The 13,082-nt window shown below is 67.1% G+C and carries 10 protein-coding genes and 1 pseudogene; 4 read left to right on the top strand and 7 right to left on the bottom strand.

Annotation, left to right across the window (positions count from 1 at the left end; genetic code table 11):
• Nucleotides 1–152: 152 nt before the first annotated feature.
• The 5 genes from dbpA to FFS49_RS33335 all read right to left on the bottom strand — a co-directional run bounded on the left by dbpA (nucleotide 153) and on the right by FFS49_RS33335 (nucleotide 5,049).
• Nucleotides 153–1,550, bottom strand: a complete 1,398-nt coding sequence (gene dbpA / locus FFS49_RS33355) for an ATP-dependent RNA helicase DbpA (protein ID WP_039344267.1) — start codon at nucleotides 1,548–1,550, stop codon at nucleotides 153–155.
• Entirely contained in the window at nucleotides 1,547–1,744 is a 198-nt protein-coding gene (locus FFS49_RS33350) for a hypothetical protein (protein ID WP_039344264.1), read from the bottom strand. Before FFS49_RS33350 ends, dbpA begins: the two co-directional genes overlap by 4 nt.
• Before the next feature lie 276 nt (nucleotides 1,745–2,020).
• A complete protein-coding gene (gene mqo / locus FFS49_RS33345; protein ID WP_171026871.1) occupies nucleotides 2,021–3,682 on the bottom strand; it encodes a malate dehydrogenase (quinone) in 1,662 nt (553 codons plus the stop codon).
• Nucleotides 3,683–4,176: 494 nt separating this feature from the next.
• Nucleotides 4,177–4,491 (bottom strand): hypothetical protein, encoded by a 315-nt coding sequence (locus tag FFS49_RS33340; RefSeq protein ID WP_105817652.1) that lies wholly within the window; start codon nucleotides 4,489–4,491, stop codon nucleotides 4,177–4,179.
• Nucleotides 4,492–4,560: 69 nt separating this feature from the next.
• On the bottom strand, nucleotides 4,561–5,049 hold the full coding sequence (locus tag FFS49_RS33335) for an Lrp/AsnC family transcriptional regulator (RefSeq protein WP_105817614.1): 489 nt from the start codon (nucleotides 5,047–5,049) through the stop codon (nucleotides 4,561–4,563).
• A gap of 115 nt (nucleotides 5,050–5,164) precedes the next feature.
• On the opposite strand from FFS49_RS33335, the gene FFS49_RS33330 reads away from it, so the two are divergent.
• Entirely contained in the window at nucleotides 5,165–6,202 is a 1,038-nt protein-coding gene (locus FFS49_RS33330) for a histone deacetylase family protein (protein ID WP_105817613.1), read from the top strand.
• Nucleotides 6,203–6,364: 162 nt separating this feature from the next.
• Nucleotides 6,365–6,598, top strand: a pseudogene (locus FFS49_RS33325) (ABC transporter substrate-binding protein); the annotation flags it as partial.
• Between the two features lie 68 nt (nucleotides 6,599–6,666).
• On the opposite strand, the gene FFS49_RS33320 reads toward FFS49_RS33325, so the two are convergent.
• Nucleotides 6,667–7,536, bottom strand: a complete 870-nt coding sequence (locus FFS49_RS33320; protein ID WP_105817612.1) for a mechanosensitive ion channel family protein — start codon at nucleotides 7,534–7,536, stop codon at nucleotides 6,667–6,669.
• 339 nt (nucleotides 7,537–7,875) lie between these two features.
• Between FFS49_RS33320 and FFS49_RS33315 the strand changes: the two genes are divergently transcribed.
• Nucleotides 7,876–9,240 (top strand): M23 family metallopeptidase, encoded by a 1,365-nt coding sequence (locus FFS49_RS33315; RefSeq protein WP_105817611.1) that lies wholly within the window; start codon nucleotides 7,876–7,878, stop codon nucleotides 9,238–9,240.
• A 172-nt stretch (nucleotides 9,241–9,412) separates the two neighbouring features.
• Here FFS49_RS33315 and FFS49_RS42195 read toward each other — a convergent pair whose 3' ends face one another.
• The gene (locus FFS49_RS42195) at nucleotides 9,413–9,586 is read right to left on the bottom strand and encodes a hypothetical protein (RefSeq protein WP_171026870.1); all 174 of its coding nucleotides are present in this window, start codon (nucleotides 9,584–9,586) and stop codon (nucleotides 9,413–9,415) included.
• Between the two features lie 96 nt (nucleotides 9,587–9,682).
• Here FFS49_RS42195 and FFS49_RS33310 point away from each other — a divergent pair, with 96 nt between their 5' ends.
• A complete protein-coding gene (locus FFS49_RS33310; protein WP_224755779.1) occupies nucleotides 9,683–13,021 on the top strand; it encodes an autotransporter outer membrane beta-barrel domain-containing protein in 3,339 nt (1,112 codons plus the stop codon).
• Nucleotides 13,022–13,082 lie beyond the last annotated feature (61 nt).

Raw genomic sequence — 13,082 nt, 5'->3', positions numbered from 1 at the left:
CGATGCGGGCGGCTTGACGGGGCGGCGGCCGATTGCCGAAAGAGGGGCGACGACCGCAGGTTGCACGGGGCGATGCAAAGTCACGGACAGATTCAGGTTCGGCTTGGGCGTCACGGCGCAGCGATGCCGCCGCGACGCCTCCACGTTACCGCTTATTCCTCGTCCATCAACCGGACCTTGACCCGCTTGCCCTTGATTTTCCCGGCATTGAGCTTGCGCAGCGCATCGCGCGCCACGCCGCGCTCGAGCGCGACATAGGTCGAGAACTCGGTCACGTTGATCTTGCCGATCTGCTTGCCGTCGAACCCGGCGTCGCCGGTCAGCGCGCCGAGCACGTCGCCCGGACGGATCTTGTCCTTGCGCCCGCCGAGGATTTGCAGCGTTTCCATCGGCGGCGTCAGCACGCCGTCGTCGGCCGGCGTCAGTTCCGCGAGCGGATGCCATTCGACGTCGCGCTTCTGCGCCTGCTCGATCGCACCGACGCGGCCCATCTCGTCCATGCTCGCGAGGCTCAGCGCCCAGCCGTCCTGATCCGCGCGGCCCGTGCGGCCGATGCGGTGCACGTGCACTTCGGGGTCGGGCGTCACGTCGACGTTGATCACCGCCTCGAGCTGCGCGATGTCGAGCCCGCGCGCGGCGACGTCGGTGGCCACCAGCACCGAGCAGCTGCGGTTCGCGAACTGGATCAGCACCTGGTCGCGCTCGCGCTGGTCGAGTTCGCCGTGCAGCGCGAGCGCGTGGAAGCCCTGTGCGTGCAGCACGTCGAGCAGGTCGCGGCACTGCTGCTTCGTGTTGCAGAACGCGATCGTGCTCACCGGCCGGTAGTGGTTCAGCAACTGGCCCACCGCATGCAGCCGCTCGTCTTCCGTCACTTCATAGAAGCGCTGGCGGATCTTGCTGTTGTCGTGGCGCTCTTCGAGTTTGATTTCCTTCGGATTGCGCAGGAACTGCTGGCTCAGCTTCGCGATGCCGTCCGGGTAGGTCGCGGAGAACAGCAGCGTCTGGCGCGTGGTCGGGCACATCCGTGCGACCTTTGCGATGTCGTCGAAGAAGCCCATGTCGAGCATCCGGTCGGCTTCGTCGAGCACCAGCGTGTTCAGCGCGTCGAGCTTCAGGTTGCCGCGATCGAGGTGATCCATGATGCGGCCCGGCGTGCCGACGACGATGTGCGCGCCGTGCTCGAGGCTCTGCGCCTGCGGGCGCATCGGCGTGCCGCCGCACAGCGTCAGCACCTTCACGTTCTCTTCGGCGCGTGCTAGGCGGCGCACTTCCTGCGCGACCTGGTCGGCGAGTTCGCGCGTCGGGCACAGGATCATCGCCTGCACGTCGAAGCGGCGCGCGTCGAGGCGCGCCAGCAGCGCGAGCGAGAACGCGGCGGTCTTGCCGCTGCCCGTCTTCGCCTGGGCGATCAGGTCCTGGCCGGCCAGCGCGACCGGCAGGCTCGCGGCCTGGATCGGCGTCATGTCGACATAGCCGAGCTGCGCAAGGTTGGCGAGCGTGGCGGGCGTCAACGACAGCGCGCTGAACGGCGTGGCGGTCGGCTGGGTCATTCCAGGTCTCCGAGGTAGGGGCGGCCTTCCATCTGCTCGTAGACGACCTTGCCTTCGTCGTCTTCGAAGCGTTCGAGGTAGTTGCGCGCGCCGCACAGCGGGCAGCGGAACAGCAGCCCCTGGCCTTCGTCCTTGATGACGACGTCGGACTGCTCCCACTGCGTGCCGCAGCTCTGGTTTCGGCAGGTAAACACGGTCTTTCTCCAGCTGAATTCGGTTGATGGCGCGCCCGGGCGGGCGCGGCAACGGCGGGCGGCGCTCGCGCGGCTTGGGCGCGGGCCGCACCGGGCGTCGCTTGGATTGCGTCGATGCGGATGATGGATCGGGCGGCGACAGGGTCGCGCGTGCCGCAATTCTAGCGGAAGCGGGCGGCCGGCCGGGCGTTTCGCCCGCCACCCGCCAAGAAAAACGGCCGCCCCGGAGGGCGGCCGTGTCATGCGGCGCGATGGCGTCGCGCGGCGATCGGCGCGTTACAGCGCCATGTCGGTCGCAGCCTTCGCCGGGCGCGCCGGTGCGTTACCGGTGGCCTGCGGCTGCGTGCCGAGGTCGATCTTCGGCGGCGGCGAGAGTTGCAGCACGTCGCTGGTGTACGTCCATTCGTCGACGACCTTCGTCGGGCTGTCGTTCAGCTTCGTGCCGTAGCTCGGCACAATCTGGCGGATCTTCTGCTGCCACTCGGGCGATGCGACCTTGTCCTTGAACACCTTCTTCATCAGGCTCAGCATGATCGGCGCGGCCGTCGACGCGCCCGGCGAGGCGCCGAGCAGGCCCGCGATGCTGCCGTCCTGCGACGCGACGATTTCGGTGCCGAGCTTCAGCACGCCACCCTTGACCGGATCGCGCTTGATGATCTGCACGCGCTGGCCGGCCTGCCACAGGCGCCAGTCTTCCTTCTTCGCATTCGGGAAGTATTCCTTCAGCGCGTTGAAGCGGTCGTCGTCGGACAGCATCAGCTGGCCGGCGAGGTACTGGACCAGCGGGAATTCGTCCACGCCCACGCGCATCATCGGTGCGACGTTGTGCGTGTTGGTGCTCTTCAGCAGGTCGAAGTACGAACCGTTCTTCAGGAACTTGGTCGAGAATGTCGCGAACGGCCCGAACAGGATGATCTTCTTGCCGTCGATGATGCGCGTGTCGAGGTGCGGCACCGACATCGGCGGCGAGCCGACCGACGCCTTGCCGTATGCCTTCGCCAGGTGCTGCTTCACGACTTCGGGGTTGTCCGTCACGAGGAACGAGCCGCCCACCGGGAACGCGCCGTAGTCCTTCGCTTCGGGGATGCCCGACGCCTGCAGCAGGTGCAGCGCACCGCCGCCCGCGCCGATGAACACGAACTTCGCGTCGACCGATTGCGCCGGTTCATCCGAGTGCAGCTTGACCCAGCTCACGTGCCACGTGCCGTCGGCATTGCGCGAGATCTCGCGCACTTCGCTCGACAGCGACAGCGTGAAGTTCGGCTGCGTCTTCAGGTAGCCGACGAACTGGCGCGTGATCTCGCCGAAGTTCACGTCGGTGCCGATCGGCGTCCACGTTGCCGCGACCTTCTGGTTGCGGTCGCGGCCTTCCATCATCAGCGGCACCCACTGCTTGATCTGGTCGTAGTCTTCCGAATACTGCATGCCGCGGAACAGCGGGCTCGCCTGCAGCGCTTCGTAGCGCTTCTTCAGGAAGCGGACGTTGTCGTCGCCCCACACGAAGCTCATGTGCGGCGTCGAGTTGATGAACGAGTGCGGATTCTTCAGCACGCCCTGCTTGACCTGCCACGCCCAGAACTGACGCGAGATCTGGAACGACTCGTTGATCTCGATCGCTTTCGAGATGTCGATCTTGCCGTCCGCCTTCTCCGGCGTGTAGTTCAGCTCGGCGAGCGCCGAGTGGCCGGTGCCGGCGTTGTTCCAGCCGTTCGAGCTTTCCAGCGCGACGCCGTCGAGGCGTTCGACCATGGTCATCGACCAGTCAGGCTGAAGCTCGTGCAGCCAGACGCCGAGCGTCGAGCTCATGATGCCGCCGCCCACCAGCAGGACGTCGACCTTCTTCGTATCGGCGGCGTGCGCGGACGACGCGGCGACGCACAGCGCGAGCGCCGACAGTATTACCCGTAACGTTTTGATCACAGCAGATCCCTTTTTCAACTTGGATGCATCGGTTTGCCAAGCCGCCCGGCGCGTGTGTCGATCGCGGTGAAACGCGGGTCCGGAGATCCGGACACGCGAATCCGGAATTCCGGATCGACGCCGCGCGCCGTTGCATTTGCGCACGCGAACCCGTCGGGAAGGACACCTTCGGATCGGCTGCCTGCGGGCAGGCAAGCGCCTGCGTCACAGTGGCGCACTACGCGCCCGGGCCCTTGCGGCAAGCCTGAGCGGAAAGCGCTTCAGGCTGCGTGGAAAGAGGCCGCGCGCGACGCGTTTTGCGGGGAGCGGGGTGGCAAGGGGCGCGTAATGTAACCGAACTCGTTTGCTGTGTCACAAACGAAAAAACCCGTTGTTTTCGTGGGGTTTTTTGTATGTCCGGGTTTCCGGAATGACGGTCGCGGAAACCGGGAAAGCTGGGGATAACTGCGCGGGATCAGGGGCGGCCGGGCGCGGCGTTGCACCGCGTCCCGATCAGGTCATGCCACGTTGCGTCACTTCGCGAAATTGTTCCGGCAGAACTGCTCGTACGCCAATGGCGAATTCGCGAAGCCTTTCTGCTTCGCGAGTTCCCAGGGGCGCTCGCATTGCTGCGTTTGTTCGCACCACGAATAGCCGGCGGAAGGGATGCAGCCGTGCGAATCGCGATCGCTGCCGGGCATCGGCGACGCAGGCGGCGCGGGCGACGCGGCAGCTTCGGCCGGCGCCGACGCGGCGGCCGGCGCGGTGGATTGCGCCGCACAGGCGCTCAACGCGAGCGCGCAGGCAAGGGCGGCGGCCAGCGAAGCAGACGGAAGAAGACGTTTCATCGGGTAGCGCTCCATGGGACGACGATCGACAACGGATGCCCGGGCACGGGCGCGGAACGACATGAACGGTCAGTCGCCCGGCACCGGCACGCGCGACGAGAACTTCACTTCGCGCAACGCGAGGCTCGACTGGATCGACGATACCCCGGCCTGCTTGCGCAGCACGCGCTCGACGAATTCCGCGTATGCGTCGAGATCGGCCGCGACGACCTGCAGGATGTAGTCGGCCGCGCCGGTGATCTTGTGGCAGGACGTCACTTCGTCGTGACGCCGCATCACGTCCTCGAAGTAATCCGAATCCTGGCCGGAATGCATGTTGAAGGTGACTTGCACGAACGCGAACACGTTCATGCCGAGCGCGCGCCGGTCGAGGTTCGCCTGGTAGCCGGTGATCACGCCTTCGTCCTCGAGCCGCTTGCGCCGCCGCCAGCAGGGCGTGACGCTCAGCGACAGCTTCTCGCCGAGCGTCGCGTTCGACAGCGCGCCGTCGTCCTGCAGCAGGCGCAGCATGGCGCGGTCGACGCCATCCAGTTCGACCGAAGCACGATTTTTGCTCATTTCCGGGAATCCGTAGGCGGTTTTCTCAAAATTGTACGAAAGGCGCGGGTCGAAAGCAAAGCTATTGCCGGTTGCCGTCAATAAACTGTTGCCACCCCTACTGCAACGGTCAACCATGCTCACGGTCTACAGCAGCGATCACCAACTGCATCGCGGCGTCGAACTGAAGGACGGCGCGATTACCGATTCGTTCGAAAACCCCCTTCGCGCCGAAACGGTGCTCGCGCAGGTGCGTGCCGCCAGCCTCGGCGACGTGATCGCACCGAAGCCGTTCGACCGCGCCCACTACGCGGCCGCGCACAGCGCCCGCTACGTCGATTTCCTCGCCGGCGCGTGGGACGAGTGGACCGCGACGGGCCGCACCTGCCAGGCGCTGCCGCTCGTGTGGCCGGTACGCGCGATGCCGGCCGCAGCTACCGCGCCCGCGTTCATCGACGGCAAGCTCGGCTTCTACGCGATGGACGCGGGCGCGCCGATCAACGCCGGCACGTGGGATGCCGTGAGCGCGAGCGCGAACTCGGCGCTCACCGGCGCCGACCTGCTGTCGAGCGGCGCGGCGCGCGCGGCCTTCGCGCTGTGCCGCCCGCCCGGCCATCACGCGGGCCGCGAGTACATGGGCGGCTATTGCTACCTGAACAACGCGGCGATCGCCGCGCAGCACTGCGTCGCGCAGGGCGCCGCGCGCGTCGCGGTGCTCGACGTCGATTTCCATCACGGCAACGGCACGCAGGACATCTTCTACGACCGCGCGGACGTGCTGTTCGCGTCGATCCACGGCGAGCCGCCGGTGTCGTACCCGTACTTCTCCGGCTATGCGGACGAGCGCGGCATCGGCGCGGGCGAAGGGTTCAACCTGAACCTGCCGCTGCCGAAGGGCACGCTGTGGGACACCTACTCGGCCGCGCTCGACCACGCGGCCGCTGCGATCGCCGCGCATGCGCCCGACGCGCTCGTCGTGTCGCTCGGCGTCGATACCTTCGAGCACGACCCGATCAGCCATTTCCGGCTGCGTTCGCCCGACTACCTGCGCATCGGCGCGGCGCTCGCGCGCCTGGACGTGCCGACGCTGTTCGTGATGGAAGGCGGCTACATGGTCGACGAGATCGGCGTCAACGCGGTCAACGTGCTACTGGGATTCGAAGGGCGCGCGTAACGCGCGGCGGCGAGAGCGCCGTGCTGCCGACTGGAATCGGGCGCGCGGTGCGGGAAGCGCCGCATCATCGACTGCAACTTATTCGTGATCCGAACCACAACACGTTCCGCATCGAACGGGGCCTACAAGACTGACCAGGAGACAGACATGCTTCGACATTCGATACAGGTGTATGCGCCGTTCTCGTACGACGCCGTGTACATCATCGTCGACGCGATGAAGCGCGCGAACTCGACCGACCCGGCGAAGGTGCTGGCCGCGATGCCGGCGACCGACTACAAGGGCGTGATCGGCGAGACGAGTTTCACGCCGCAGGGCGACCTGAAGCACGGCGCGATCTCGGTGTTCACGTACAAGAGCGGCAAGAAGGCGCTGCTCGATATCGTGAAGATGTGATGTGGCGGTGACGTTGCGTTGACGTCGCGAGGGCCGCGAAGCGGGATGGGCTTCGCGGCCTTCGCCGTTTACAGCGCGTGCGTTTGCGCGCGGTCGGCGCGACGCTCCGCGTCATGCACGATGTGGAGCTCGCGCGTGCGGATCGGCAACGCGCAGTGCGCGTCGGCGAGCGTCCTGCGCACCTGGCGCGCAATGCGCCAGCGCATTGCCCAGAACTTGTCGGTGTGCGTCCACACGCGCATGTTCGCGACGACCGTGCTGTCGTCGAAGCGCATCACCATCACATCCGGCGCGGGATCCTGCAGCACGTCGGGATCGGCCGCGGCCAGCGCGCGCAGTGCGTCGAGCGCCCGATCGATATCGTCATGCACCGACACTTCCACTTCGAGATCGAGGCGGCGCGTCGGGTTGCGCGTGTAGTTGCGGATCGAGCTGCCCCACAGCGCGCTGTTCGGCACGTATTCGCAGATGCCGTCCGGCTTCGTCAGCCGCGTCATGAAGAGCCCGACCTCGTCGACGGTACCCGCGACGCCCGTGCCGCCGTCGATATAGTCGCCGACCTTGAACGGTCGCAGCAGCAGAAGCATGATGCCGGCCGCGATGTTCTGCATCGTGCCCTGCAGCGCGAGCCCGATCGCGAGGCCGGCCGCGCCGAGCACCGCGACGATGCTCGCGGTTTCGATGCCGAGCTGCGACAGCGCGCCGACGATCGCGACGATGCGCACGCCCCACACGGCGACGTCGCACAGGATCGGCCGCAGCGTGTCGTCGACGCGCTCCTTGTTCGAGAGCAGGCGGTTCAGCCAGTTGCCGATGCGTTTGGACAGCCACCAGCCGGCGACGAGCAACGCCAGGCCGGCGCACAGCTTGAGGGAAAGGGTGGACAGCGCGTTCCACAGGAACGTCCAGCGTTCCGGGTGCAGGTGATCGAGCAACATGACGGGATTCCGGTTTGAAGAAACGATGCGCGACGCGTGGCGTGCCGGCCGGGGTCAGCGGGCTTGCGCTCACGCGCGGACAGCGTTCGACCGGACATGGCGCAGGATGGTTCGCGCGAACGGGTGGGGTCGAATGCCGCACGACCGTGCCGCCGGGCCGCGAAATCGCGATTCCGGTTTAGTACGAAGCGGCTTTTCATTCAAATGAGACTGGTCCTATTCAGCCGATTCGATCGCGCCGATACACTCGCTTTTACGTTGCCGGGTCGCGACGATCGTTCCTCCGCGATACCCGGTTCTTTCCCGATTTTTCATTGATAGACAGCGAGTGACGACGTCATGCGGTTAGACCTGCGTTTCCGTCTCGCACGCGAACAAGGTCAACCCGCGCAGCGCGGCGTTCACGGATTCCCGATGCGCCGCGCGTTGCTGCGCGGCGTCATCTCGGCGGCCTGTGTGGCGGGCGCGCCGGGTACGGTGGCCCATGCGTCTCACGACGCCGCGCCGTTCGAGCCCGTGATGGCCGACCTTGTCGACGTGCCCTTTTTCAGTGCCGCGCGCACGACGTGGGGCGGCTTGCACGCAGCGACGGCCGCGCCGCTCGACGTTACCTATGCGTCGCATGCGTTGTCCGTGCCGACGGCAGGCGAACGCGACGACCCCGTGGCGCGCTTCGGTGCGTGCGTGGCTTACCGCGTGCTGTGCGATGCGGCGCGCGGGGCGGTCGAACGCGCGTATGCGTCGAGATTCGATTACGGCCTTGCGTCGGCGTTGCCTGCGATGGGCGAGCAGGCCGCGTTCGAACGGCGTCCCGTCGATCTTGCCGCCGCCGAGCCGTTCGTGCTTGCGCAAGCCGAGCGCGGCGCGCGTGGCGGCGCGATCGTCGGCAGCCTGCAGGCGTCGCTGGCGCGCGCCGATTTGCCGGCCGGCGTTGCCGCGCAGATCACCCGCATGCTCGCCGGTCGCGTCGACCTGAAACAGCGCGGCGCACTTGGCGACACCTTCCGCGTGGCCTACGAACCGGACGCAAGTGCGACGCTGCCGGGTGGCGTGCGCGTGACGGCGCTCGAGCTTCGCTTGCGCGGCCAGCGCGTCGCGGCCGTGTGGTTTGCGGCCGAGGCGGGCTCGCCGGGCGCCTATTACGATCTCGACGGCATGCCGTTTGCCGGGTCGCGGTTTGCGATGCCGGTCAACGCCAAACGGATCAGCTCGCATTTCGGCGCGCGCGTGCATCCGGTCACCGGCGCGCGTCATGTGCATTCCGGCGTCGATCTCGCGGCACCGGCCGGGCGTGCGGTTCATGCATCGGAGCGCGGCGTCGTGACGTTCATCGGCACCGAGCCGCGCGGTTACGGCAAGTACGTGGTGATTCGTCACGATGGCGGCTATGCGTCGTACTACGCGCACCTGTCGGCATTCGAGCCGACCCTGCGAACCGGCACGCGGGTCGTGCGCGGCCAGCGGGTCGGCGCGGTCGGCAGCACGGGAACGGCCACGGGGCCGCATCTGCACTTCGAGGTCCGGCGGCATGACCGTCTCGTCGACCCGGTCGCGCTGGTACAGGCGGGCAAGGCAGCGAAGCTGAAGGGCGAGCGGCGCGTCGCGTTCAACCGCGTGGTGGTCGATGCGCGTACGCGCCTGGCGTCGGTCGAGTGGGTGCAACCGGTGGCGATGTCGAAGCCTGCCGGGCCGCGTGCCGGCTGACGATGGGCGAGATGCCGCCGGCTATGGCCGGCGGCATCGTTGCATGCGCGCGTCGGTGCGTTTGCCGGCAATGACGAATGACTGCTCATCGTGCGAAGCAACATGGTCGGATTGCTGTGCAGCCATTGCGCGACCCATCGATTGTCGAATTGCGTCAAATTTTCCGGTTGCTTCAATTCATCTTCTTCATCGAATCAAGGTTTGCTGGAAATTCGGCAAATTCAACCGCCTTGTTTTCCTGCTTGCGCTCCGCCGCGGCGATGTGACGTTTGCCGCAACGCAGCAGCGCACCCCATTCCGTTATTTCCCAATCCGAAATTAATCCCGCGCTGATTTCCGATATCACCCGTTCCGATCTTGCGATTATTTCAAGTCAGGTGATATAACCCGTTTCACGCACCGATTTGCAGCAATAACGTCACCAATAAATGCGAGCGGAACGATGAAAAGAACGAGGCGGAACCTGGGTTTGGGTGGGATGGTGATCCTGACCGGTGCGATGCCGGTGGGGGCCTATGCGGCATGTACCCCGGCTACCCCGCCGGGCAGCGGAGCGACGGTCACGTGTTCCGGCGCGAACATCCCGTCGGTCGTGGCCGCGACCGGCAGCACCAACGTCACGATCAACATCGATTCGACCGCGACCGGCAGTTATGTCGTGACATCCACACCGACGCCGTTCTCCGTCGATACGCAGAGCGCGATCACCAACAACGGCACCCTGTCGATGTCCGGCAACGGTACGGGCGTCGCGAATCGCGGCGCGGTGCTGATCGGCGTGAACAACAACAACACGATCACCAACGGCGCGAGCGGCACGATCTCGACCACCGGCACCTACAACGACGGGATGGCCGCGAACGGCAACAACAACACGCTCGTCAACAACGGCACGATCACGACCACCGGCAACAACGCGTACGGGATGACGGCCGCGTGGGGGCAGAGCAACCCCGGCGCGTCGGGCAACCAGATCGTCAACGCCGGCACCGTGACGGCCTCGGGCAACAACGCGCGTGCGGCGTCGCTGCTCGGCGGGAACGGCACGATCACCAACAGCGGCACGCTGACGTCGAACGGCCGCGATGCGCCGGCCGTCTACATGCAGGGCAACAACGACACGCTGGTCAACAGCGGCACGATCCAGACGACCGGCACCGCGACGAGCGGCGGCAGCGTCGATGCGGTCGTGTCGAACACGCTCGGCAGCTCGTTCACCGCGACGATCACGAACCAGGCGGGCGGCAAGATCATCAGCAACAACGGGATCGGCGTGCGCTCGACCAACGGTGCGACGACGATCACCAACGCGGGGCTGATCCAGGGCGGCGGCGGCACCGCGATCCAGGGCGGCAACGGCAATGTGACGCTGATCCTGCAGACCGGCTCGCAGATCGTCGGCACGGCGAACGGCGGCGCCGGCACCAACAGCGTGACGCTGCAGGGCACGGGCACCGCGTCGAATGCGTTCACGAATTTCCAGAGCCTGACGATGGCCGGCACGGACTGGACGTGGGCCGGCACCGGCACGTTCTCGACCGCGCTCGTGCAGAGCGGCACGCTTAACCTCACGGGCACGCTCGGCACGACGACGGCGTCGGTCGTGGCCACGGTCAACGCGGGTGCGACGCTGCAGGCGAATGCGTCGAACCTGCCTTTGTCGGTGACCGACAACGGGCTCGTGCGATTCCAGCAGGACAGCGCCGGCACCTACGCGGGCACGATCAGCGGCTCGGGCGCGGTGGAGAAAACCGGCGCGGGCACGCTGACGGTTGCGCCTTCCGCCGCGGGCGGCAACACGTATTCCGGCGGCACGACGATCACGCAAGGCACGCTGTCGGTCGCGGCAGACAACGCGCTCGGCGCATCGTCAGGAAGCCTGACTTTGAACGGCGGCACGCTGCAGCTCGGCAGTTCGTTCAACCCCGCATCGAGCCGCGCGGTGTCGATCACGTCGAACAACGGCACGATCGACACGCAAGGTTTCAATTCGACGATCGCGCAGAACATCTCGGGGGCCGGTTCGCTGACGAAGCTCGGCAGCGGCACGCTGACCCTGAACGGCACGAACGGCTACGCCGGCGGCACGAACGTGAACGTGGGCACGCTGGTGGTCGGCGACGGATCGAACAGCGTCGCCGCGCTGGCCGGCGGCGGCCTCGTGACGGTCGCATCGGGCGCGACGCTCGGCGGCTACGGCAGCGTGACGGGCGACGTGACGAGCGGCGGCACGATCTCGGTCGCGAACGCGCTCGCGAGCCTTGCGAGCGGGCCGACCGGGAACCTGCTGATCAAGGGCAACCTCACGAACGCGGGCCTTGTGCAACTTGGCGGCAGCGGCGTGGGCAACACGCTGACGGTTGCCGGCAACTACGTCGGACAAAACGCGACGATCGCGTTGAACACGACGCTGGCCGGCGACGGCGCGCCGTCGGACAAGCTGATCGTCAGCGGCGGCGCGGCGAGCGGCACGAGCACGCTGAAGGTGACGAACGTCGGCGGCGCCGGCGCGCAGACCGTGGCCGACGGCATCCAGGTCGTGCAGGCCGCCAACGGCGCGACGACGGGCGCCGGTGCGTTCACGCTGTCGGGCGGCTCGGTCAGCGCCGGCGCTTACACGTACTTTCTCGCGAAGGGCGGTACGGCCAACGGCACGGGCGACAGCTGGTACTTGCGCAACACGGTGCCGCCGAAGCCGCAGCCGCCGGTCGTCGCGCCCGGCCAGCCGACGCCGCCGGCCGTGCCGCCGATCACGCCGGCCGAAGGCACGCCGGAATCGATCGTCGAGGCGGTCGACCACGCGGGAACGGGCGGCAATCCGGAGCCGGTCTACCGCCCCGAAGTGCCGCTGTACGCGGAAGCGCCGGCCGTCGCGCGCCAGCTCGGGCTGCTGCAGATCGACACGTTCCATGACCGGCAGGGCGAACAGGGGTTACTGGCCGAGAACGGTTCGATACCCGCCTCGTGGGCACGCGTATGGGGCGGCCACAGCGACATCAAGCAGAAGGGCGACGTGACGCCGTCGTACGACGGCACGGTGTGGGGGATGCAGGTCGGTCAGGATCTGTACGCGGATACCACTGCGAGTGGCCATCGCAACCACTACGGCTTCTTCCTCGGGTTCTCGCGCGCGGTCGGCGACGTGAAGGGTTTCGCGCTCGCGCAGCAGGACATGGGCGTCGGTTCGCTGCAGGTCAACGCGTACAACCTCGGCGGTTACTGGACGCATATCGGCCCGGGCGGTTGGTACACCGATGCCGTGCTGATGGGCAGTGCGCTCACGGCTCGCACGCATTCGAGCGACAACGTCGGCGGCTCGACGAACGGCAACGCGTTCACGGGCTCGGTCGAGGCCGGGCTGCCGATCGCGCTCGGCTACGGGCTGACGCTGGAGCCGCAGGCGCAGCTCGTATGGCAATGGCTGTCGCTCGACCGGTTCAACGACGGGATCTCGAGCGTGAGCTGGAACAATGGCAACACGTTCCTCGGCCGGATCGGCGCACGACTTCAATACGCGTTCGATGCGAACGGCGTGAGCTGGAAGCCGTACCTGCGCGTGAACGTGCTGCGCGCGTTCGGCACCGACGACAAGACCACCTTCGGCGGCTCGACGACGATCGGCACGCAGGTCGGGCAAACGGCCGGACAGATCGGCGCAGGGCTCGTGGCGCAACTGACGAAGCGCGGCAGCGTGTATGCGACGGTCAGCTACCTGACGAACCTCGGCGGCGAGCACCAGCGCACGATCACCGGGAATGCGGGCGTGCGGTGGGCGTGGTGAGGTCGGCGATGGCGACGCGTTGATCGATCGGCTGCGGCGGGTGGCGTCGCGGCCGATCGGG

The sequence above is a fragment of the Burkholderia sp. 4NA327C6 genome (assembly GCF_005502655.1).
In the GTDB taxonomy this organism is placed as follows: Bacteria; Pseudomonadota; Gammaproteobacteria; order Burkholderiales; family Burkholderiaceae; genus Burkholderia; species Burkholderia contaminans.
This window is presented reverse-complemented; position numbering and strand designations above follow the sequence as displayed.